Genomic DNA, 22,455 nt, shown 5'->3' with positions numbered 1-22,455 from the left:
AGCCGAATCGGCGGATGTCCGTCAGGATGGTTGTTATCCGAACTGGGCGTGGGGCCGGGCCGGAAGATGAAGAGGAAGCATGACCGAGCTGCGACCTGGCGAAATCATCGCCGGGTATGTGATCGCGCGGCGAATCGGGGCCGGGGGTTCGGGCGTCGTCTACGCGGCGCGGCATCCGCGGTTACCCCGGCTTACGGCCCTCAAGATCTTGAAACGTGACGACGTCGCCGACGACGACGAGGTCTGGCGGCGTTTCGAGCGCGAGGCCGATATCGCGGCCCACTTCGACCACCCCAATATCGTGCAGGTCTACGACCGCGGTGTCGCCGAGCACCAGTTCTGGATCTCCATGCAGTACATCGATGGCGTGGATGCCGCTGAACTGCACCATGTTTCGCCCGACCGGGCGCTGCGCATCGGCACCGAGATCGCGGCCGCCCTGGATTACGCGCACGGCAAGGGCGTCCTGCACCGGGATGTGAAGCCCTCCAACATCCTCATCGCCGATCCCGACAGCGGCCGCCCCGAGCGCGCCCTGCTCACCGACTTCGGCATCGCCCGGCTGCGCGACGAGACCACCAAACACACCCATACCGGAAATATCTCCGCCACTTTCGCTTTCGCATCACCGGAGCAGGTGAGCGGCCGGCCGGTGGGCCCGCGCTCGGACCAATACTCGCTGGCCTGCACGCTTTTCGTGCTGCTCACCGACCGCCGGCCGTTCCGCGCGGACAATCCGCTGGGCTGGGTGCACGCCCACACCCGGGAGCGGCCGCTGCGCCCGAGCGCGGTGAATCCCGAGCTGCCGGCGGCCATGGACGAGGTCTTCGACCGGGCCATGGCCAAGAATCCCGAGGACCGCTTCGACAGCTGCGCGGATTTCGCCTATGCCGCCACCCAGGCGTACTACTCCGATCCGGCCCTGGCGGTGACCGCGACGGCCGGTCTGCGGCCGCATCCAGCGCCCCGGCACATCCGGGGCTGGGGCCGGAAACCGCTGTGGCAGCGCGTCTTACACCGGCGCGTCCTGGTCCCGGTGGCGGTGGCCGCGGTGACGGCCGTCGGCGTGGGTTTCGCGCTGCGCCAAGTCGATTCGCCACCCGTCCGGTCCGCGCCGGGCCTGGTGCCGGACACGTTCGTGGGCACCTGGCTGGCCACCGAGGGGCAGACCAACTACCGGCTGACCGTGCAGCAGGCCAAGATCGGCGATCCGGTGCTGTCCAATCGCGTCGACGGCGTGCTGCCGGACGGTTCTCCGTTCCACTGCGAATTCTCCGCGCCACTGGACCGGGTGCCCCGCGAGGGCGACCGCCTCATCATCGGCACCTCCGAGATCGTGGCCCGGGAGCCGGCCAATGCCTGCCGCGCCAACGGTCCCACCACCCTCACCCTGCTGCCCGACGGGCGGATCAGCCGCAAAACCGATGTGAGCGGACTGATCACGTACAGCAGTGCGGACGCGGTGGTCTCGTCCTGGGGGCGCGACGACTCCGCCATCGCCCGCGCCTTCCCCAGCCTGGTCGGGCAGCTCGCCTCGACCGGCACCGCGGTGGGCTGGCAGGGCGGGTCCTGCCGGCCCCGGGATCCGGGTCCGGGCGAGGCGGCCCAGGGCGCGCATCGCGTGCTGTGCAATGGCGACGACGGCACCGGCCAGGTGCACTTCGACGTCTTCGACTTCGACACCCGGCCGGGCAGTTCCGTCGCCGCGGTCTTCTTCGACAACAAAGCCCGTGTCACCACCCGCACCCACGAGGATGTGGCGGGCGCATTGACCGTCACCACGGCTGCCGGCGTGGACCCGGCCGCCACCCAGGACACCGAGGCCCACCGGGCGCTCGCCGCCGTCTCCTTTCCCGACGGTGATCCGAGATCGCGCTTCGTCATGGTGCTGCGCTGGCCGGGGCACACGGTGAACAGCCTCCTGACCGACTGGCTCGAAAGGGCTCCCCTGAAGTAGGTAGGTGCGCGACCATGGCCGATCTGAAGCCGGGCGAGGATATCGCCGGATACGTCATCGAACGCTGGATCGGGGCCGGGGGTTCGGGCACCGTCTATGCGGCGCGGCATCCCCGGCTACCGCGCCTGGCCGCCCTCAAGGTCTTCAACCGGGACGAGGTGACCGCCGACGCCGAGGGCTGGCGGCGTTTCGAGCGGGAGGCCGACATCACCGCCCGCTTCGACCATCCGAACATTGTGTCGGTGTACGACCGCGGCCTCGACGACGGACGCCTGTGGATCGCCATGCAGTTCGTGGAAGGCCCTGATGCGGACAGTCTTTCGGGCCTGGCTCCCGAACGGGCGCTGGGCGTCGGCGGCGGCATCGCCTCCGCCCTGGACTACGCCCACGGCAAGGGCGTGCTGCACCGGGACGTGAAGCCGTCGAACATCATGCTCTCCCCCGCCGAGGACGGCCGCCCGGAACGTGCCCTGCTGACCGACTTCGGCATTGCCCGGCTGCGCGACGAGACCACCCATGTCACCAAGACCGGGGACATCTCCGCGACCTTCGCCTTCGCCTCGCCGGAGCAGGTGTCGGGCCGCTTCCTGGATCCGCGGACCGATCAATACTCGCTGGCCTGCACGCTTTTCGTGCTCCTCACCGGATCCCGGCCGTTCCTGGCCACCGATCTGGCGGGGCTGATCTACGCGCACACCAGCACTCCGCCCCTGCACGTCACGCAGGTGCGCCCCGATCTGTCGGCGGGCTTCGACGCCGTCTTCGACCGCGCGCTGGCCAAGCATCCGGACGAAAGGTTCTCCAGCTGTACGGATTTCGCCGACGCCGCCTGGGCGGCGTGGCGAGCGGCGACCACACCTACCGTGCTGAGCGCACCCCCGACCGTGCTGACCACGCCGCCGATCGGCTTCGTCACCGATCCGGCCGCGTTGCGCTCGGCCCGCACGGATCCGACGGTGCTGCGTTCCCCGCACACCGATCCGGCCCTGCTGCGCTCACCCCGTACGGATCCGACCGTGCTCGGTCCCGGGCGCTACTACACCGAGCCCGGCGCACCCGCGTACGGCGTGGCCTACGGTGCGAACAGCGGATCGTTCGAAGACGCTGCGCCGCACCTGCATCGGGTCCCGGAACCGGCGCTGACCGGGTCCGGGGTGGGCCGCGGCGTGCTCACCGGGCTGCTGGCGGTGCTGGCCGCGACCGTGATCGCGGGCGGCGCCATCCTGGTGACGGTGGATCTGGAGAGCCACGGAAGAACAAGTGGCGCACCGGTGTCCGCGTCGGTGCCGACCGTGGCGACCGCAATGTCCACCGGCGGGCAGACCCCGATCGCCGCCGTGCCGCCCTCGACTCTCGCGGGCCGGGTGCCGGGCGACTTCATCGGTGAATGGGCGGGCACCAGCGACGCCAATGCCGACGACTACCGCCTGGTCATTCGGCAGGGCAACCTGAACGACGATGTGGTGACCTCCACGGTGCTGCGCGACAACCGGCCGATCTGCGTCTTCGACTATCGCCTGCTGGGCGTTCCCGGCGCCGGCGACATCACGGTCGGCGCCGGCACCCTCGTCTCCGGCGGCTCCGGCTGTAACCCGCAGAGCACCCACGAACTGCTGTTGAGCAATGGCAGGATCACGCGCACGCTCTCGACCAGCGGCTACGTGACCTACACCCGGGTCGGCTGACTACGCCGGAGCGCTCGCGCCCACCAGATCGCGCACGTCCCAGAGCGATACGCCGTCGACGTATCTGGCCGGGAAGCCGATCAGCTGGTCGACGGTCAGGCGCAGGGTGTCGCTGTTGTCGGTGGGCGGCAGCACCACCACGTCGGCCCGCCAGTAGCGCAGATCGGCCAGCGCCTGGGCCCGGGTGGCGTCGTCCACCACCGGAATCGTGTTGGACTGCTGCGCCTTCATCAACAGGCTCGCGGTGGGCCGGTCGTCCGGGCCGTAGCGGCCCTTCTTGGAGGTGCCGGTCGGGCCGACGAAATAGCCTCCCGCGAGCGGGAACTCGAATCCCGATTCGGCCTGCCAGTGCAGCGCGCGGGCATCCGGCGGGGTCGGCGGCGGCGCGACCACCACCGAACCGTGCGAAACGTATTGGCGCACCGTGCCGTCCGCGAAGAAGTCGGGGGTGGGCGGGCGCTGCACCACGGGCAGGATGGTCGGGGTGAGCGGCAGCAGGGCGAAGGCCAGCGCGCCGAACAGGCCCAGCGGCCGCCAGTCGGTCGCCGAGACCTTCCAGTAGTCCAGGGCACGCTGGGTGGCCAGCGCCAGAATCAGGGCGATGGCCGGAATCGCGGCCATGGTGAAACGCGACTCCAGCACCGAATTCAACAGCGGCACATCCTCGAGCCGCTTCCACGGCAGGGTGATGCCGGTGTTGTGGTGGCCGATCATCAGGGTCGCGCCCAGCGACAGCACGGTGAACGCCACGATCACCGCGGCGGCCGCGCGCACCGCCCGCTCCCGCCACATGAGCACCACGGCCACCGTGACCACGATCCACAGCGGCCAGCCGAAGTACGAATTCTCCTCGGTGGGATTGATGGCCACGTTCTGCCCGTGCGAGAACATCCCGCCCAGTGACTCGGACGGGAACTGGAACAGCGCCTTGAGGTCGTTGTTCATCGGCCCGTGCTCGATGGATCGGTAGGACTGCGGGCCGAAGAACTGCCACCACAGCGGAATCTCGGTGAATGCCACCGTGATCAGCGCGGCCAGCAGCACCGTCGGGGTGATGGCGCGCAGCGCGCGCAACCCGGTGCGCGGGGTGTGCAGGTGGTAGACGAGCGCGAAAACGCCGAAGGACAGCGCGAAGATGAGCAGCGGCTCCTCGCCGAGCGCGATCTGCAGGGCCACCAGCAGGCCCAGCACAAAGCTCTGTCGAATTTGCCCTCCGCTTCGCTTCGGGCGGGTTCGCGGCGCTGGAAGTCTCGTTCTTCCCTCCTCCGCTCCTCCGCTTCGCTCCCCCGCTCCGTCAGTCCAGAACGAGACGCGCCGCGAACCACCGGTGTGTCTCGCCATGTGGATCAGCTGCAGCGCGGTCAGCGGAAGCAGCGCCAGCACCACGAAATTCGGGTGTGCGTTGGCGTGCGAGATCATGGCCGGGGCGAAGCCGCAGAACAGACCGCCCACGGCCGCCGCGAATTTCGACGCCACCAGTTCCCGCGAGAACAGCCAGTACCAGGCGAACGCGGTGCCGAACAGCCCCAGGGTGAGCACCAGCACGAAGGTGACGGTCGGCCCGAACGCCAGGGTGACCGGGGTGAGCGGCACGCCGACACCGAACATGGCGGTATTGGCCATCATGTTCACGCCGTCGGGATAGTTCTGCAGCATGGAACCCAGCGGGTTCTCCAGATGCGCGACATTGTGGGCGGTGACCGCGAAGAACCACTCCCACATGGTCTGGTCCTGGCCGCTCTTGATCAGGTAGCCGCGATCGGTGTGCAGCCACTGACCCGACAGCACCAGCATCGCCAGTGACAGATAGGCCGCGGCGATGATCAGATCGGCGCGGGCCAGCCGGATGCGGCGGGCGACGCGCTGTGGCCGAGAAAGCCTGGGGCGAGCCGTTTCCGGGGCGGCGCGGTCGAGCACCGCTACCGCCGAACCACCGTCATCCCCCGGGCTGGATGCCCACCCCTGTGTCACGCGCAAACTCCTCGCTGCCTTGCAACGCAAACGTTCGGGTGCCTTGCAATCAGCGGCCCACGCTACCGGGTTCGACTGAGATTGCACTGGCAAGTCGCGAAGTTATCCACAGAAGCTGGCGTTTATCCACAGAAACCGGAGGGTTTTTGGGGATAAGTGATCCGCGTCTCGCGCTGGTGCTCAGACACGCACCACCAGGGTGAACGGTCCGATATCGGTGATCCGGTAGTGCGCGTCGTCGAACAGCGCCTTGGGGAAGGACACTGTGAACCGCTTCACATTCGGGTCGTTCGGGTACACGTCCTGCGAGAGCCGCAGCGTGTAGTCGTCGCCCGAACGCCGGAACAGGAAGGCATCCGGCGCGCGCCAGCGGCAATGGTTCAGCGCGTCGGTCAGCTCCTGCGGCGTCTTCAGCGTGCTCCACCGCTGGATTTCGGCGGTGCGCGCCGCGAAGTCGGCCAGCGGGTTCGCGTAATGCGAAGTGAGAGCCTGAAATCCGTAGTACGGGTAGATGGCCAGGAAACTGGTGTCCGCGGTGAGCACCACGCTGGCGTCCCGCGGCCGGCCGGTCTGCTCAAGCAGTTTCGCGTCGACCTCCCGGTAGTTCGACACCGCCGACGGCGGCCGCGCGTCGGCACGGAAGCCATTGCCGTCGGTATCGGTGTAGGCGGTGGTGATCTCCGACGCCAGCACCGTCGGAATGCCCTGGCTGAATCCGATCGCACCGGCCATCGCGACCGCCGCCGCGGCGATCCGGAACCGCCCGGGCTCGTTCAGCACCTGGTAGATCGCCCGCGCGCCCTCGGCGAAGGCGAACACACCGGCGGCGGACAGCAGTGCCATGAGCGGGGCCTCGAGCCGGAACGAGAGCAGCGTGGTTCCGGCCGCTGTCGCGGCCATGGACAGCAGACACCACAGATAGATGGCGACGACGCCGATGCCGAGCGCCTGTGCGCGACGCGAACTCGCCGCGCGCAGCACCAGCCAGATGGTCCCGGCCAGACAGAAGACGCCGAGTAGATTGAATTCGGTCATCGGCAGCGGCAGCCGCGAGCCCGTCTCGGGCAGGTAGTGGAAGGCGGAGCCCGAGCCGAGAGATGCTTTGCCGGACAGGAACTTCAGCAGGAAGGGCGTCCACACGGTGAGCGCCAGCAGGCCCGCGACCGCACCGATTCCGATGAGCCGTACCAGGATCGGCATGATCGCCCGCCAGGTGTGCCGTGCCCGGATCGCAAGTCCCGCGGCGATCACCGCCATGAGGCACACCGCGAATACGGCGACACCGAAGTACAGGCTGTAGAAGGTGGCGGCGAGCCCGAGGAAGAGGCCGGTACCCAGCACCGCGCCCCACCCGCCCGCGGTCGGTTCCGACGCATCGCCGTCAACCTCGGCGGGCCGGTGCAGCGCACCCCAGGCCAGCACCAGCGCGGGTCCGAGCAGCAAGGTGAGCACCGCGCTGTACGCCTCGGGGGAGCCGTAGGCGAGGGTCACCGACGTGGTCGCGGCGGCGACAGCCACCGCCCAGTCCGCCCGGATCAGGTTGGACCACAGTACAAGAGCGACAGCCGCCGCCACTGCCAGGCCGATGATCGCGAAGGGCTTGAACGCCTCCCACCCGGCCATCCCGGTCAGACCGGCGAACCGGCCCCCGATCCAGAACCAGCCCGCTGGGTAGAACGGCGGCAGGTCGATGTAGTTCATGTCGTGCAGCGCCGCACTGTCGGTCAGCCGCGTCAGATACTGAGTCCGGAACTCCTGGTCCACGGACATCCCGAACAGGTACAGCTTCGTCGCGGCCAGCGGCATGCCCAGCGTCACTGTCACGAAGGCCGAAAGCCCGCCCCAGGACAGCACTTTCGCCAGCCGACGCCACTTGTGCAGCCGCAGCAGTACGACTGCGACCACCAGCACGGCCAGGGCGACCACCTGCCCCACGGTGGTGAGCGCGCGAGTCACATTGGAGGAGTTGAACGCCGGCCAGTGCACGGTCGCGAACGCCTCGAGCCCGACCCCGGCCACCACACCCGCCACCACCGCGGCGAGCACCGCCTCCCCGACAGCCGCACCGGCCTGGCGCGCCAGCACCCCCATCCGCCCGCTCGCCCGCTCGCTCATCCGCACCCTGCCTCCGCATTCGTGTCCATGGACCGCGCGTCAGCCTAGCCAGTGCGGTGCACTGGAATCCGACCGCCGGGCCCAACCTGCCCTGCAACCTCGTGGAACGACCGGCAATGGCAGGGCCGGGTCTTTCTCCGCTCGCCGATCCGCCGCCGTCCATCCACGGAGGTCCGGGGTCTGCGGGCCGGAACGGCGCATGCCGCGCCCGGGTGTCGGACGCGGCATGCGTATCGGTGCGAGAACGTCTCGCCTAGATGGGGAGGCGGCGGAAGATCGGGCGCGGCACGTGGCGCAGGATCATCATGACGTAGCGGAAAACGCCGGGGGCCCAGACGATTTCCTTGCCCTTCTCGGAGGCGGAAACCGCGAGGAGGGCGACATCCTCCTTGTTCACGGTGAGCCCGTTCTCCTTGGCGTGCGCGGAGAGCCGGGTGCGCACCATGCCGGGGCGGATGACCGTGACGCGCGGACCGAACTTCGCGACCGCCTCGCCGAGACCCAGGTAGAAGCCGTCCAGGCCGGCCTTGGTGGAGCCGTAGACGAAGTTGAACCGGCGCACGCGCTCACCGGCGACCGAGGACATGGCCAGGATGCGGCCGAAGCCCTGCGCCTTCATCTTCTCGCCGAGCAGCACGCCGACGGAAACCGCCGCGGTGTAGTTGATCTCGGCCATCATGACGGCCTTGCGCTGGTCCTGCCAGAAGATCTCGCCGTCGCCGTCGATGCCGAACGCGACGATGGCCACGTCGACGTCACCGTCCGCCCACGCCGCGTCGATCACGGCCGGGTGGCTCTCGGTGTCGAGCGCGTCGAAGTCGATGACCTGCACCTCGGAGGCGCCGGCTGCCTTCATCTGCGACACGGCGTCCTCGCGCAGCGGATCGCCGGGCAGGGCGGCCAGGATGATGCGCGCGGGACCCTTCTTCAGGTACTCGGCGCAGATCGCCAAGCCGATCTCCGAGGTGCCGCCCAGCAGCAGAATGGATTGCGGGTTCCCTACCGCATTGATCACTGAAGCTCCAGCCTTCTCGCCATATCGGACATGAAAACGCCTGTGGGATCCACACTTCGGCGGATCTTGATCCACTCGTCGATTCGCGGGTACATCTTGTGGAAGGTCTCCGCGTCGGTCCGTGAATCCTTGGCAGTGTAGAGGCGACCGCCGAATTCCAGCACGCGCCGGTCCAGTTCGCGCACGAAGTGATTGAGACCGGGGCGGACCGGGAAGTCGACGCAGATGTTCCAGCCCTCCATGGGGAAGCTCAGCGGCGCCGGGTTACCCGGGCCGAAGAACTTCAGCACATTGAGCGCCGAATGGTGACCGGAGCGCTGGATATCGACGATGATCTTGGTGAATTCGTCGAGCGCCTCGGGCGGCAGCACGAACTGGTACTGGATGAATCCCTTGGACCCGTAGGCCCGATTCCACTCCGAGACCACGTCCAGCATGTGGTAGAACTGCGTCAAGTTCATGACCTTGCCGGTGTAATCGCCGCCGAGCGCGTAATACGCCTCGCCGACCATCCCCAGCGTGAGCTTGTTGGCCGCGAAACTCGGGAAGATATCCGGCACCGTCAGCAGATTCGGAGCATCGAACTTCAACGGATTCCTGCGCAGCTTCTTCGGCAGCTCATCGAGCTTCGCCAGCCGGCCGCGAGACACATTGGCGCGGCCCAGTTTCGGCGGCGCGCTGATGGCGTCGAACCAGGTGGAGGAGTAGGTGTAGTTCTCCTCGGACCCGTCCTTGTGGACGGCGATGGTCTCTTCCAGGCCGGTGGTCTTGATGCCGTCGGAGATGAAATACGCCGTCTCGGTGGGCGTCATCTCGATGGTGGCACGCAGGATGATGCCGGTCAGACCGTTCCCGCCGACGGTGGCCCAGAACAGCTTGGCGTTCTTCTTCGGCCCGATGGTCTGCACCTTGCCGTCGGCGGTGAGCAGATCGATGGACCGCACGTGATTGCCGAAGCTGCCCGCGCTGTGGTGGTTCTTGCCGTGGATGTCGGAGCCGATGGCGCCGCCCACGGTCACCTGCCGGGTGCCCGGCAGCACCGGAACCCACAGGCCGAACGGCAGCGCCGCCTTCATCAGCTGGTCGAGGCTGACGCCCGCGTCCACGTCCACCAGCCGGGAGTCCCGGTCGATGCGGTGGATGCGGTTGAGTGCGGTCATGTCGACGACCAGGCCACCGGCGTTCTGCGCGTGATCGCCGTACGAACGGCCGAGGCCGCGGGCGATGACACCGCGACGCAGGTGCGCGGGCTTGGAGTCGTTGTCCTCCGCGACCATGGCGACCGCCTTGGCGATCAGCTCCGGGTCAGCGGTGGAGAGCACTTCCGAGGTGGTGGCTGCGGTGCGACCCCAACCGGTCAGGCGCCGGGTCTGCGTCGGCAGGTCGAACGAACCCGGTGACGCCGTGCCCGCTGTGTCTTTGCCTACGACGGGGCCCTCGCCTGCCGAGCTGGGCTCGGTGGCGGCCGCGGTGGTGGTCTGAGCTTTCGTGGACATCGGCATAGAGGCTACAGGCATAACCGTCTCGAGGCTTGTGTCCTTTGTCCCGGGCATTACTCTTCTGCGTTGTGACCGCGGAACCCCATCTGCCCCTGCCGCCCGAGCTGCCCCTCGTCGATGAACCGGGTGGTACGGACGTCGATCTCAAGACGCAGATCATCCGGTTCGCAGTCACCGGTGGCCTGTCCGCCATCGTGGACTTCGGCCTGTACACCCTGCTGTTCAAGCTGGTCGGACTGCCGCTGCCGGTGGCCAAGTCCATCAGCTTCATCGCGGGCACGACCACGGCCTATCTGATCAACCGGCGCTGGACCTTCCAGGCCGAGCCGAGCCGCAAGCGCTTCATCGCCGTGGTGCTGCTGTACGCGGTGACCTTCGCGCTGCAGGTCGGCATCAACCAGCTCTGCTATTACGCGCTGCCCGATGCGTGGTGGCGGATCTGGCTCGCCTTCTGCGTCGCGCAGGGCACCGCCACCGTGATCAACTTCATTGTCCAGCGCGCGGTGATCTTCAAGATCAGCTAGGACTCGACCAGGGCGTTGGTCTCTTCCTTCGCCCGGAAGTAGTCGCCGCCCTTGGCGCGCACATTGTCGGTACCCCACTGGCGCTGTTCGCGCTGGGCCGGGACCAGGTGCGGAATGTGCTTGCGGCAGTGGATGTAGGCCTCCTCCACATCCACCACCACCCAGCGCTCCGGAATTCGGCCCCGGGTCTCGGCCGGCAGGTCGGGGACGCAGCGGCGCATGAGCGCGTCGTCCACGATGCGGGCGGTGCCATTGAGGTGCAGGCCGATCAGGTCGTGCACGAAATCGATCATGAGAATGCCGACGTGGGGGTTCTCGAGAATATTGCCGAGGCTTGCCATGACGCCGTTGCCGCGGTATTCGGGATAGGCGACGGTGCGATTGTCGATCACGTGCAGGAAGCCCGGTTTGCCGGCGCGGAAGCTGGAATCGCATTCACCGTGCTTGTCGGAGGTGGCGATGAAGGCCATGTCCATGCGCCGAATGAAATCGATCATGTGGGTATTGAGCCGATCTCGCACCTGATCGGCGTAGAAGCGTTGCGCCCGCTCCTCGGTACCGTATCGCTCCTGTAGTTCCCGTTCGCCGTCGCTTCCGTTTCTGATACCGGGCATCGTGCGCCCCCTTTGGTAGCTGAATACCGGATGGAAGAGGCTCGGCCACGAACTTCGGCCACCCGAAATCCTATACGGTTTAACTATTTTCGTGTGGCGAATGCGTGAACCGGCGCATCTGCCCCGGTGGGGTTTCCTCGACTGCTGCTGGACAAACCTTCCCGGGGGAGGATCCTCCCGGATGAAAGGACCCACAAGGGACCTTCGGCCCTCGGCTGCGGGGATGCTGCTCGTTGTTCCGGGCGGTAGGTGTGCGAGATCCCCAGGGGGCGCGGGGATTTCGCACTTCTGATTTGCCTGCTTCAGAGAGTTTCGGGGATGTGGTGCGGCCGTCATCCCCCTAGGTGGCGCCGATCTTCGGTACTCGAGACACAAATACCGAAAGGTCTTTTAAGGCACATCGATTCCGGCCGCAACGCACGGTGTGGTCCGGCTCCGCCTCACGCCCGGGTGAGCGTCACCGGCACGCCATTGAACACGGCGTTCCCGGACGGGGCGTCCACCAGCGAATCATCGGTCAGCGTATTGGCATTCACTCCGGCGTGCTCGCGCGCGACGGTCTGCGTGCTGTCCCCGTGTCCCCAGCCGTGTGGCAGGCTGACCACGCCGGGCATGATGTCCTCGGTCGGCTCGATGTCCACGGTCAGCGTGCCCGCCGCGGACTTCACCACGGCCTGCCCGTTCAACCCCAGCCGCGCCGCGTCCTCCGGATGAATGTGCAGCGTGCACCGATTCGACCCGCCCACCAGCGGCGGCACATTGTGCAGCCAGCTGTTGTTGGATCGCAGCTGCCGCCGCCCCACCAGCACCATCTCCGGCCGCTCGACACCCAGCCGGGCCCGGAGCCGCTCCAGGTCGGCCAGCAGTTCGGCGGGCGCCAGCTCGACCCGGCGGGAGGCCGTCCGCAGTACACCGGGCAGCCGGGGCTCCAGCGGCCCCAGGTCGACGCCGTGCGGATTATCCAGCAGCACTTGCAGATTCAGCTTGCCACGCCATTCGTTCTCGCCGTCCGGCGCGGTGGCCCATTCGCCGAAGGGGCCCAGCCGCAGCATCAGGTCCAGCCGCTGTTCGGTGGTGTTGGCGCCGAGCAGTTCGCCGCGGCGGTCGGCCAGGCCGGCCTTGTGCAGGGTCCCGGCGATGACGATCTCGTCGACCGCGCCGAGCGGATCCAGCCCGGGCTGGGCTTCCTGGCCCGACACGGCCAGGGCCAGTCGGGCCAGCACCTCGGCCTCGGACAGCTCGTTCTCGCCGAGCGGCACCAGCGGCCGCGAGTAGCGGGCGTAGTTGTGGACCGCGAAATTGAGCAGCGCGAAGTCGTAGTGCGGCGACTGCAGGATGCGCGGGGGCGGCAGGATGACGTCCGCGTGGCGGGTGGTCTCGTTGAGGTAGCGGTCCACGCTCACCATGAATTCCAGTCCGGCGAAGGCGGTGTCGAGGCGCGCGCCACTGGGTGCGGACAGCACCGGATTGCCCGCCACCGTCACCATGGCCCGGATCTGCCCGTCGCCGGGCGTGCGGATCTCGTCCGCCAGCGTGGCCATCGGCAGTTCGCCCATGGCCTCGGGCAATTCGCGCACCCGGCTGGTCCAGCGCGCGAGGCGGAATGGCCGCGACCGCACGATGCCCAGCGCCGCCCCCGTCGCGAACATGGCCCCGCCGGGCGAGTCGAAATTGCCGGTGAGCACATTGACGACATCCACCAGCCATTGCGTGAGCGTGCCGAATTCGGCCGTGCAGGTGCCGATCCGCGCGTAGACGGCGGCCGTCGGCGCGGCGGCCAGCTCGCGCGCGATCCGCACGATGGTCTCGGCGGGCACCCCGGTGCGCCCGGACACCAGCTCCGGCGTGAATTCGGCTGCCGCTGCCCGCACCTCGTCCAGTCCGTTCACCTCGACCCGGACGTCGGTCAGGCCCTCCGCGAACAACGTGTGGACGATCCCGAACAGCAGGTAGGCGTCGCTGCCCGGCCGCACGAACACGTGCTCGTCGGCCAGCTTGGCAGTGCGCGTACGCCGCGGATCCACCACCACCAGCCGCCCGCCGCGCTGCCGCAGCGCCTTCAGCCGGCCCGGGAAATCCGGTGCGGTGCACAGCGATCCATTGGACTCCAGCGGATTCGCGCCCAGCATCAGCAGATAGTCGGTGCGGTCCAGGTCGGGCACCGCCACGGTCAGCGGATCACCGAACATGAGTCCGCTCGACACCTGCTTGGGCATCTGGTCGGCGGTGCTGGCGGAGAACAGATTCCGGGTGCCCAGCGCCCGGATCAGCAGCGGCACGTACAGCGCCCCGGCCACGGTGTGGGCATTCGGATTGCCCAGGTAAAGTCCCACCGCCTGATTGCCGTGCGCGGCCGTCACCCGCGGCAGCCGCTCCCGGATCACCCCGAAGGCCTCGTCCCAGCTCGCCTCCCGCCAGGTGTCGGTGGCGCGGTCGCGAATCATGGGCGCGGTCAGCCGATCCGGATCGGCGTCGAGATGTCCGAGGGTGGCGCCCTTGGGGCAGATGAAGCCCCGGCTGAAGGGATCGGCGTGGTCACCGCGGACCGACACGATGTGATCGATGCTGTCCAGGGTGAGCTCGAGGCCGCACACCGCTTCGCAGAGCGGGCAGGTGCGTAGCAATGTCCGGGGGCTGTCCGTGACGTGGGTCATACCCTCATGATCGCCCGGAAACGTACCGGGCGGAACACCTCTGGCCGCCGGGAATGCCAGACACGGACTCGTGGCGGCCGCCAATGCCGGAGCCTCGGATTATGTTCGCTATCTCTTAATTTGCAACGTTTGGACCGGGATGCGGCGAAACCCGCGAGCGCCGGGGTGCACTCGCGGGTTTCGTGTCGTTGTGAGAGCTGGTGGTGTCAGGAGGCGATACGGGCCGCCTGCGGCGCTCCTTTGGCGGCGGCGCGGACGCCGGCGGCAATGGCGACCACCGGCGGGATCCAGCGGGCCTCGTGCGGGGCGACGCCCCAGCAGGCCGCACCGGCGGACAGCTTGCTCGGCGGCAGCGGGATGCCCGCGCCGTCGGCGTAGACCACCACGCCGGACTCGCGCAGTGCCTCGATGGCCCGTTCGGCCTTGCGCAGGCCGGTGACGAGATGGATCTCGCGGCGCTCGGCACCCGGGATCTCGATGACCGGGCCGGTCAGGTCGTTGGCCCGCAGGTAGCGGCGCACGAAGGCGGCGGTGTCGCCGGTGACCTCGATGCCCGCGATGTTCTCGTCGGTGACCAGGCACACGCCATTGGCGGTTTCGGCGACCGTCCAGCCGCGCCGGATGTAGTCCTGCGCAGATTCCGCAACGGCTGACGAAAACGTCGTACGCACTGGATTCTCCATTCCCCGGTAGATCTCGTTCCTGCTCTGTGCGTCGTATCGGAGCGGGGGGTTCGGGGTGTTACACACTCTTTTTGACCTTGGGTCCGTTTGTGTCCCGGAATGTCATGCGTCGGGTCCGATTCGACCCAATGGTGACCATGTCCCAGCTGCGACACGACCTCGATGTAGTGGCCCTGCCAGCGACAACACCGTCAAGGAGTCTGTCGTCGGATCCGGAGCCCAGCGCCCGCCCGTGAGCGTGACGTGTTCTACACCACACTGTCTCGTCCTGCGGCATCCCGGTGTTACCGGAGACACTGAGTCGGCCGAAAAGGTCTGCGGGAGAGGAGATCGTCGGCATGACCGATCAATCGGGCGGGAACACAGCCGAACTCGAGGAATTCGACGAGTTCGACGAGATCATCACCGAAGGGCGCTGGGCCGCCTTCAAGGAGTCCGCCACCCGCCGCATGTCCCGGCGGCTGGCCGCGGACGAGGAGGCCGAGGAGCCGGTCGAACCCTTCGCCAGCCCAGGCGCTTTCGGCTCATGGAGCGTGGACGCCGCCCGCGCCCTGCTGGACCTGCAGTTCCAGCGCGCCGCCACCCGCACGCTGCTGCCCCTGGCGTATCTGCTGGGCCTGGCGAGCGCCGTCGCCATCCCGATCGTGGGAACCATAGGGCTGTGGCGAATTTCGGCCTGGCTGGGCATCGTGTTCGCCGTGGTGTTCGCGGTCCCGCTGGGCCTGGTGATCGCCGCGGTGGTGCGCCTGCTGCTGGAGTTCGTGCTCAATGCCTCCCGGCTGGCGGCGCGGGTCGCGCACATCTCCGATATGGCCGACGATCTGTTCCAGGCCCTCTCGGATGTGGCCGAACCGGTCAATCAGCTGTCCAAAGATGTTCAAGCAGTGCAGTTCTGGCGCTTCCGTCGGCGCTCGTCCCGGAAGTAGGCTGGACAGCGGCCGCTATCCCGGCCACCGGGCGGTGCGAAATCTGCCCCCGGCCCGTGTCCCGCGTCCATGGATCGCTGAGTTCTCCTGTGCAACAATGCGATCGCAACACTGGTTTAGGGGGACGAATGGCTCTACCGCAGGGGATTACCGGATCGACCGTGCCGCGCCGCCAGCTCGGCCGACACCTGCGCGACCTGCGCAATCGCGCGCGCATGACGACCCGGGTGGCCGCGCAGCGATTGGAATGGTCCGAGGCCAAGATCTGGCGAATAGAAACCGGTCAGACGTCTTTGCGCAGTCTGGATGTCGAGGCCATGTGCCGCATCTACGGCGCTCCGGAGGACGCCATCGAACCGCTCACCACGCTGGCCCGGGAAACCAAGGCCCGCGGCTGGTGGACCGAGTTCGGTGACGTGATCGACGAGGGTTACGAGGTCTACATCGGCCTCGAGGAGGCGGCGAGCCGGCTCACCAGCTATGAGAACGAGCTGGTACCAGGGCTTTTGCAGACCGAGCCGTACTACCGGGCGGTGCTGGCCGGGGCCTACCCGGGCATCTCCGCCGAGCAGCTGGACCGCCGGGTCCGGGTACGCACCGCGCGCCAGTCGCTGCTCACCCGCGCGGAATCGCCGCTGCAACTGGATGTGGTGATCGCTGAGGCCGTGCTCTGGCATCGCATCGGCGGCGACGACGTGACCCGCGGCCAGCTGGACCGGCTGCGCAAACTCGCCGAACTGCCCAATGTCCGGCTGCGGCTGCTGCCGGCCGAGTGCGGCTACCACCACGGCATGGACGCGGGCCGCTTCGTACTGCTCGAATTCCCCACCGCCGCAGGCGAACCCACCGAACCGCCGGTGGTGTACGTGGAAGCCCTCACCGGCTCCTCGTATCTGGACAAGGAGCACGAGGTCGAGCGCTACCGTGAGGCGTTCGGCGGCGTGAGTTCCCTTGCCGTGGACGCGCTTCCGGTGATCGACACGCTCCGCGCCGCGGTCTGATCAGGCCTGCGGAGACCGGAGGGTCTCCTCGAGTACTTCCCGGTGTGTGGGCGCGGCCTGTTTGTGCAGTTCGCGCCCCTTGTCGGTGAGGCACACGAAGATCGCCCGGCGATCCTCGGTGCACAGCGTGCGATCCACGAGCCCATCACGCTCGAGCCTGGCCACCGTGCGCGAGAGCGCGCTCTGGCTCAGATAGATGTCATTGGCGAGATCGCTCATCTTGCAGCTGTCGCTGCCCGCTTCGACGAGGCGGTCCAGGGTTTCGAATTCGCTGAGCCCGATGTGGTGGCGGCCTTGCAGTTCCTTTTCCAGAGCGCACGAGGTCGTCGCGTGCCGGGCCAGCAGATCGCGCCACTCACCCACCAGCCCGGACGTCTCGAACGACGTCGACACAGGCCGGTCGACAGGCGCTGTCGGCTTCGGCATGCGGCCATCCTAGTCTGCTCGCTGAACCCATGCAACTGCATTAGTTGCTTGTGCATTTGATGCATGCGCATGTACTGTCGCTTCTCGTGACTTCCACCGACATCCGCCCCGCAGTGAGCACCGCGGCCGACACCACGCAGTGGACCGCCCGGCTCTGGGGCATGCTCATCACCCTGTGCATCGTGCTGTTCCTGGACGGCCTCGACGTGTCGATGATCGGCGTCGCGCTGCCGTCGATCGGCACCGAACTCGACATTCAGACCTCCACCCTGCAGTGGCTGGTCAGCGGATACGTGCTGGGCTACGGCGGCCTGCTGCTGCTGGGCGGCCGCACCGCCGACCTGCTGGGCCGCCGCAAGGTCTTCCTGATCGCCCTGGCCGTCTTCGCATTGGCCTCGCTCGCGGGCGCTCTGGTCAGCTCGCCGGGGCTGCTCATCCTGACCCGCTTCGTGAAGGGCCTGGCCGCCGCGTTCACCGCGCCGACCGGTCTTTCCATCATCACCACGAACTTCCAAGAGGGCCCCGCCCGTAACAAGGCGCTGTCCATCTACACCGTCTTCGGCGCCGGCGGCTACTCCATGGGCCTGCTGTTCGGCGGCCTGATGACCGGCCTCGGCTGGCGCTGGACCTTCCTGCTCCCGGTTCCGGTGGCCCTCGCCGCGCTGGTCTCCGCGTATTTCCTCGTCCCCAAGGACAAGCCCGCCGAGGAGGGCGGACACGACCTGATCGGCGCGCTGCTGTCCACCGCCACCATGCTGCTGCTCGTCTACACCGTGGTCTCCGCGCCGCAGGCGGGTTGGGGCTCGGCCCGCACCATCGGATCGTTCGTCGCGGTGGCCGTGCTGGGTGCGGCGTTCGTCTACGCCGAGAGCAAGGTGCGCTACCCGCTGGTGCGCCTCGGCATCCTGCGCAAGCCCACCCTGGTCCGGGCCAGCCTGGCCATCATCGCGGTCGCCGGTTCGTACTTCAGCTGGCAGTTCATCACCACGCTGTATCTGCAGGACACTCTCGGCTGGTCGCCGCTGAAGCTGTCGATGGCGCTGCTGCCGGTCGGTCTGCTGGTGGTCGCCTCGGCCTTCGTCTCCGACAAGCTGGTCGATCGCTTCGGCACCGGCCCGATCATCGCGATCACCATGGTGATCATGGCCGTGGGCTACCTGCTGTACCTGCGCATCGACACCGCGCCGTCCTACCTGACCGTGCTGCTGCCCGCGGTGCTGCTGGTCGGCATCGGCTGGGTCGGGTTCCCGGCCATCAATATTCAGGCCACCAGCGGCATCGACGATGACGAGCAGGGCCTGGCGGCCGGTGTGCTGCAGACCGCCATGCAGGTCGGCGCGGCCATCGTGCTCGCGGTGACCACCGCCATCGTCACCTCGAGCGTGCCGAGCCACCCGACCCCCGCGGCCATGCTCGACACCTACCGTCCCGGCCTGGAATTCGCCGCCGGTGTGTCGATCGTCGGCGCCCTGGTCGCCCTGACCGTGTTCCTCCCCAGGCTGCGGGCTCGCCGCCAGGAGACCCGTGACCTGGAGGTCGAACTGGTCGGTTGACACAGATGGTTCCGCCCGCAGCTCACACGGGCGTAGCCTTCGAAAAATACCGGGGCGCACCGCATTACGCGGTGCGCCCCGGTGACGTAACAACTGATTTCGTAAGGATCCGGGTAACCCGCCGGGGACGTCCAGAGTCGGGTTGGCACCGACCGCCTGGCACGGGTGTGGGACGGGCGACGGCTCTCAGCCGTCCGTTGAAGTTCCGGGGAGGCGGGACAGCAGTTTCAAATCCGCCAGGCGGGGGGCGGCCGCGTCCTTGTCCGAGCGGACGAAGGTGAGCGGTTCGCCGTTGCGGCCCACGGCCGGCCACTCGATGGCCAGGTCCGGGTCGAAAGCGTCCAGGTCCCGGTCGAATTCGGGCGAGTACTCCAGTGAGCACAGGTAGTTGACGGTGGAGTCGTCCTCCAGCGACAGCAGCGCATGCCCCAGGCCCTCGGCCAGGAACACCGACTTGCGCTCCACATCGTCGATGACAACCGCGTCCCAGCTGCCGAAGGTGGGGGAGTCGCGGCGCAGGTCCACCACCACGTCCAGGAACGCCCCGCGCACACAGGTCACGTATTTGGCCTGCCCGGGCGGATTCTCGGTGTAGTGGATGCCGCGCAGCACACCCGCTGCGGAGGTGGAGATATTGACCTGCAGCAGGTCGAAGGGCCGTCCCACCGCCTTCTCGAATTCCGAGGCCTTGAACGACTCGTAGAAGACGCCGCGCTCGTCTCCGTGCAGCCGGGGCGCGAACTCCCACGCGCCCGGCACCGACAGTTCCCGAATCCGCATGCCTACCTACTCCCAGCTTCGCCCGTGGTCCAGCAGGCCCAGCAGGTACTTTCCATAGCCCGAGCGCACCAGGGGTTCGGCCAGCCCGGTGAGCTCATCGTCGCTGATGAAGCCGAGCCGCCAGGCCACCTCCTCCGGCACGCCGATCTTGAGGCCCTGCCGCTCCTCGATGGTGCGCACGTAATTGGCGGCGTCCAGCAGGGAGTCGAAGGTACCGGTGTCGAGCCAGGCGGTGCCGCGGGCCAGCACCTGCACGTGCAGCCGGCCCTGCTCCAGATAGGCGCGGTTGATATCGGTGATCTCGTATTCGCCGCGGTCCGACGGCTTCAGATCGCGCGCGATGGCGAGCACGTCGTTGTCGTAGAAATACAGCCCCGGAATCGCGTAGTTGGAGCGCGGCGCCTTGGGCTTCTCCTCGATGGAAATGGCCCGGCCCTCGGCGAATTCGACCACGCCGTAGGCGGTGGGATCGGAGACCCGGTAGGCGAAGACCGCGCCGCCGTCCAGGTCGTGGAAGGTCTGCAGCTGGGTGCCCAGGCCCGGGCCGTGGAAGATGTTGTCGCCCAGCACCAGCGCGGCGCTCTCGGCGCCGATGTGATCGGCGCCCAGCACGAAGGCGCGGGCCAGCCCGTCCGGTTCCGGCTGCACCACATATGAGATGGACACGCCGAACCGGCTGCCGTCGCCGAGCAGGCGGGTGAAGGCGTCGGCGTCCTCGGGAGTGGTGATCACCAGGATGTCCCGGATCCCCGCCAGCATGAGGGTGGACAGGGGGTAGTACACCATCGGTTTGTCGTACACCGGGACCAGCTGTTTGCTCACCCCGCGCGTGATCGGGTGCAACCGCGATCCGGTGCCCCCGGCCAGGATGATTCCGCGCATGTCTCGACAGTCTGCCAGTTCCATGGCTGAGCGCGGCGGTCAGGTTCCGACTGGACTTCGAATCGATCACGGGCGTTTACGGTGACGCCAATACGGCGATAACTGTTGCGTAGGTCACGTTCTCATGGTGTTCTGAAACAACGCTATGTGAGATGTCAGCGCCGACTCTCGCGCGCCGGGTGCCGAGCCAACGTATCGGTCGCTCCGGACGAACGGCTCGGCGCGCCAACAACGAGGTAGGTGCGCGATGGCTCACGAACGGCCCGCGATGGCTCACGAACGGCCTGTCAACGAAACGGCCCACGAGGACGTCCCCGTCCAGAACCCGAACCGGACCAGTGCCGCCGCCCGTGCCCTGACAGTGGTGGCTCGCACCATGATCCGTCCGGCCGGCGAGCTGGTGCCGGTCACCGTGGCATCCATGCCGGTGGCCAGCACCGTCATCAACAGCCTGGCCAAGCTGCGCCCGGCTCCGCGGGGAGTGGAGCGGGAACAGGTGCGGCTCAATGGCTTCCGCATGGAGATCGTGCGGCCGGCCGGGGCCCGCAAGGCGCTGCGCGACGGCGCGGTCCTGTACATGCACGGCGGCGGTTTCTTTCTGTGCGGGCTCGACACCCACCGCCCCGTGGTCGCGGCTATCGCCCGGCGCACCGGGCTGCCGGTGGTGAGCGTGGAGTACCGGCAGCTGCCCGAGACCGATATCGCCGGATCCGTCGCCGACTGCCTGACGGCCTACAAATGGTTGCTGGCGCACGGCGTCCCGGCCTCGAAGGTGGTGTTCGCCGGCGACTCCGCGGGCGGCTACATGACCTTCGCGACCGCCCTGCGGGCCCGCGACGCCGGGCTGCCCGTCCCCGCCGGACTGGTCGGGATGTGCCCCGCACTGGATCTGGACTGCACCGAGAAGCGCGCCCACCCCAACTACCGCCGCGACGCGCTGATTCCGCTGTCCACACTGGAATCGGTGATCAAGCTGGGCGCCGAGGTGAACGGCCGCCTGGATCCGCGGCTGTCGCCGGTCAACAATGTGCTGGCGGGCCTGCCGCCCGCGCTGCTCATCGTCGCCGAGGACGAGGTGCTGCGCCGCGACAGCGAGATCATGGCCCAGCGCCTGGCCCAGGCCGGCGTGCCCGCCACGCTCGAGATCTGGCGCGGCCAGGTACACGCCTTCATGGCCATCTTCCCCGCCATGCCGGAGAGCCGGGCCGCCCTGGCCCACGTGGCCCGCTTCGTCCGCGACCGCATCGAGGCCGGGCAGGTCGCCCGCACGGCGTGATCGGACGGGTGCGGCCCGATCGATTCGGGTGGGGTGCAGCCTGATTGATGATGTGGGGCTCGGGGCGCCGATCTCGGGCCCCACATCTGTTTCGCCGCAGTGGTTCCAGGAGAACGGCGAAACCCCCGCCCGGATGATCCGGGCGGGGGTTTCGTGATGCAGCGGGCCGCTTACTTGGACTGGATGTGCGGCTCGTTGATGGTGGAGAAGTACTGGATCGCGGCGGCGATCGCGACCGGCGCGGTCACGAACACCTGGCCGGCCAGGGTGCCCAGAAAGCCGACGGTCGAGGCGCCGATGAGGCAGCCGGCCAGCGGGCCGGCACCGAACATGGTGGCCAGCGGGGCGGTGGCGGTGGCGAACACGACGCCGCCGATGACGCAACCCAGGGCAGCACCACCGATACCACCGACCACGGTGCCGATGGTGGCGCCGGTGGAGATGGTGTCCTTCAAGCGGTTCCAGGCAGCCTGTTCACGGTCGTAGTCCGACTTCCAGGGAGCCTGGTCCTCGTAGGGGAGGGCGACGTCCTTGGGCGCGTAGGTCGCGTGGTCCAGGTCGAACTGCGGCGTGACGGTCGCGGTGTGGTCGTCGCTAATCTGCGCGGCGATCGGGAACGAGAAGTTGTCGACCCGGAACGAGAGCGGCATGCCGGCAACAACGGTGCCGTTGGCGGCCTTGAGCTCCAGGTTGCCGTTCTCGATGACCAGCGAGCCACCGTCGGTGTGCAGGGTGCTGGTGCTGCCATCCTGCGTCACGGCGTAGTTGATCGCGTTGTTGTCATCGGCGGCCGGAGCAGCGTTCACGGTACCGGCGGTGATGCCAAGGGCAGCGACGGCCAGCGCTGCGGTGGCGGCGAATTTCCTCATCAGCATTTGTAGAAACCTCATCGAA

General features: G+C 68.0%; 18 protein-coding genes. 7 read left to right on the top strand and 11 right to left on the bottom strand.

Annotation, left to right across the window (positions count from 1 at the left end; translation table 11 throughout):
* The first annotated feature begins 79 nt into the window (after positions 1 to 79).
* Together ACIRRA_RS07060 and ACIRRA_RS07055 are read left to right on the top strand one after the other, a co-directional pair.
* Positions 80 to 1,957, top strand: coding sequence for a serine/threonine-protein kinase (locus tag ACIRRA_RS07060; RefSeq protein ID WP_402764212.1), 1,878 nt, complete (start codon positions 80 to 82; stop codon positions 1,955 to 1,957).
* Positions 1,958 to 1,971: 14 nt separating this feature from the next.
* Positions 1,972 to 3,642: a serine/threonine-protein kinase gene (locus tag ACIRRA_RS07055; RefSeq protein WP_402764210.1), complete on the top strand. Its 1,671-nt coding sequence runs from the start codon at positions 1,972 to 1,974 to the stop codon at positions 3,640 to 3,642.
* Here ACIRRA_RS07055 and ACIRRA_RS07050 read toward each other — a convergent pair whose 3' ends face one another.
* The 4 genes from ACIRRA_RS07050 to ACIRRA_RS07035 all read right to left on the bottom strand — a co-directional run bounded on the left by ACIRRA_RS07050 (position 3,643) and on the right by ACIRRA_RS07035 (position 10,245).
* A complete protein-coding gene (locus tag ACIRRA_RS07050; RefSeq protein WP_402764840.1) occupies positions 3,643 to 5,559 on the bottom strand; it encodes a glycosyl transferase in 1,917 nt (638 codons plus the stop codon).
* A 234-nt stretch (positions 5,560 to 5,793) separates the two neighbouring features.
* A complete protein-coding gene (locus tag ACIRRA_RS07045) occupies positions 5,794 to 7,728 on the bottom strand; it encodes a galactan 5-O-arabinofuranosyltransferase (RefSeq protein ID WP_402764207.1) in 1,935 nt (644 codons plus the stop codon).
* A 253-nt stretch (positions 7,729 to 7,981) separates the two neighbouring features.
* On the bottom strand, positions 7,982 to 8,743 hold the full coding sequence (locus ACIRRA_RS07040; RefSeq protein WP_402764204.1) for a decaprenylphospho-beta-D-erythro-pentofuranosid-2-ulose 2-reductase: 762 nt from the start codon (positions 8,741 to 8,743) through the stop codon (positions 7,982 to 7,984).
* Positions 8,740 to 10,245 (bottom strand): FAD-binding protein, encoded by a 1,506-nt coding sequence (locus ACIRRA_RS07035; protein WP_402764201.1) that lies wholly within the window; start codon positions 10,243 to 10,245, stop codon positions 8,740 to 8,742. Before ACIRRA_RS07035 ends, ACIRRA_RS07040 begins: the two co-directional genes overlap by 4 nt.
* Before the next feature lie 65 nt (positions 10,246 to 10,310).
* On the opposite strand from ACIRRA_RS07035, the gene ACIRRA_RS07030 reads away from it, so the two are divergent.
* The gene (locus ACIRRA_RS07030; RefSeq protein ID WP_356996253.1) at positions 10,311 to 10,766 is read left to right on the top strand and encodes a GtrA family protein; all 456 of its coding nucleotides are present in this window, start codon (positions 10,311 to 10,313) and stop codon (positions 10,764 to 10,766) included.
* On the opposite strand, the gene ACIRRA_RS07025 is transcribed toward ACIRRA_RS07030, so the two are convergent.
* The 3 genes from ACIRRA_RS07025 to ACIRRA_RS07015 form a co-directional block, all read right to left on the bottom strand.
* Complete coding sequence (locus ACIRRA_RS07025) at positions 10,763 to 11,380, bottom strand: pyridoxamine 5'-phosphate oxidase family protein (protein ID WP_402764197.1); 618 nt, start codon at positions 11,378 to 11,380, stop codon at positions 10,763 to 10,765. The two genes, ACIRRA_RS07030 and ACIRRA_RS07025, sit on opposite strands and share 4 nt — an antisense overlap.
* Positions 11,381 to 11,820: 440 nt before the next feature.
* On the bottom strand, positions 11,821 to 14,034 hold the full coding sequence (locus ACIRRA_RS07020; protein ID WP_402764195.1) for a molybdopterin-dependent oxidoreductase: 2,214 nt from the start codon (positions 14,032 to 14,034) through the stop codon (positions 11,821 to 11,823).
* A gap of 206 nt (positions 14,035 to 14,240) precedes the next feature.
* Positions 14,241 to 14,705, bottom strand: a complete 465-nt coding sequence (locus tag ACIRRA_RS07015) for a hypothetical protein (protein ID WP_356996256.1) — start codon at positions 14,703 to 14,705, stop codon at positions 14,241 to 14,243.
* A 350-nt stretch (positions 14,706 to 15,055) separates the two neighbouring features.
* Between ACIRRA_RS07015 and ACIRRA_RS07010 the strand changes: the two genes are divergently transcribed.
* Together ACIRRA_RS07010 and ACIRRA_RS07005 are read left to right on the top strand one after the other, a co-directional pair.
* Positions 15,056 to 15,643 (top strand): DUF4282 domain-containing protein, encoded by a 588-nt coding sequence (locus ACIRRA_RS07010; RefSeq protein ID WP_356996257.1) that lies wholly within the window; start codon positions 15,056 to 15,058, stop codon positions 15,641 to 15,643.
* A gap of 128 nt (positions 15,644 to 15,771) precedes the next feature.
* Positions 15,772 to 16,644 carry a helix-turn-helix domain-containing protein gene (locus ACIRRA_RS07005; RefSeq protein WP_402764191.1) on the top strand — a complete coding sequence of 291 codons (873 nt, stop codon included), beginning with the start codon at positions 15,772 to 15,774 and terminating at the stop codon, positions 16,642 to 16,644.
* On the opposite strand, the gene ACIRRA_RS07000 is transcribed toward ACIRRA_RS07005, so the two are convergent.
* The gene (locus ACIRRA_RS07000; RefSeq protein ID WP_402764188.1) at positions 16,645 to 17,070 is read right to left on the bottom strand and encodes a MarR family transcriptional regulator; all 426 of its coding nucleotides are present in this window, start codon (positions 17,068 to 17,070) and stop codon (positions 16,645 to 16,647) included.
* An 86-nt stretch (positions 17,071 to 17,156) separates the two neighbouring features.
* Between ACIRRA_RS07000 and ACIRRA_RS06995 the strand changes: the two genes are divergently transcribed.
* Positions 17,157 to 18,623, top strand: coding sequence for an MFS transporter (locus ACIRRA_RS06995; RefSeq protein WP_402764185.1), 1,467 nt, complete (start codon positions 17,157 to 17,159; stop codon positions 18,621 to 18,623).
* Between the two features lie 186 nt (positions 18,624 to 18,809).
* Here the strand turns inward: ACIRRA_RS06995 and ACIRRA_RS06990 are convergent, their stop codons facing one another.
* Together ACIRRA_RS06990 and rfbA are read right to left on the bottom strand one after the other, a co-directional pair.
* Positions 18,810 to 19,403 (bottom strand): dTDP-4-dehydrorhamnose 3,5-epimerase family protein, encoded by a 594-nt coding sequence (locus ACIRRA_RS06990; RefSeq protein ID WP_402764183.1) that lies wholly within the window; start codon positions 19,401 to 19,403, stop codon positions 18,810 to 18,812.
* A gap of 6 nt (positions 19,404 to 19,409) precedes the next feature.
* Positions 19,410 to 20,285, bottom strand: coding sequence for a glucose-1-phosphate thymidylyltransferase RfbA (gene rfbA / locus ACIRRA_RS06985; RefSeq protein ID WP_402764180.1), 876 nt, complete (start codon positions 20,283 to 20,285; stop codon positions 19,410 to 19,412).
* Positions 20,286 to 20,532: 247 nt separating this feature from the next.
* Between rfbA and ACIRRA_RS06980 the strand changes: the two genes are divergently transcribed.
* Positions 20,533 to 21,561, top strand: a complete 1,029-nt coding sequence (locus ACIRRA_RS06980; protein WP_402764177.1) for an alpha/beta hydrolase — start codon at positions 20,533 to 20,535, stop codon at positions 21,559 to 21,561.
* A 170-nt stretch (positions 21,562 to 21,731) separates the two neighbouring features.
* Here ACIRRA_RS06980 and ACIRRA_RS06975 read toward each other — a convergent pair whose 3' ends face one another.
* Positions 21,732 to 22,436, bottom strand: a complete 705-nt coding sequence (locus ACIRRA_RS06975) for a hypothetical protein (RefSeq protein ID WP_402764175.1) — start codon at positions 22,434 to 22,436, stop codon at positions 21,732 to 21,734.
* Between the last annotated feature and the right edge of the window lie 19 nt (positions 22,437 to 22,455).

Origin of the sequence: Nocardia sp. NPDC101769 (assembly GCF_044766925.1) — a bacterium.
Lineage (GTDB): Bacteria > Actinomycetota > Actinomycetes > Mycobacteriales > Mycobacteriaceae > Nocardia.
The sequence above is the reverse complement of the archived record's forward strand: the minus strand, read 5'-3'. Positions and strand labels throughout refer to the sequence as shown.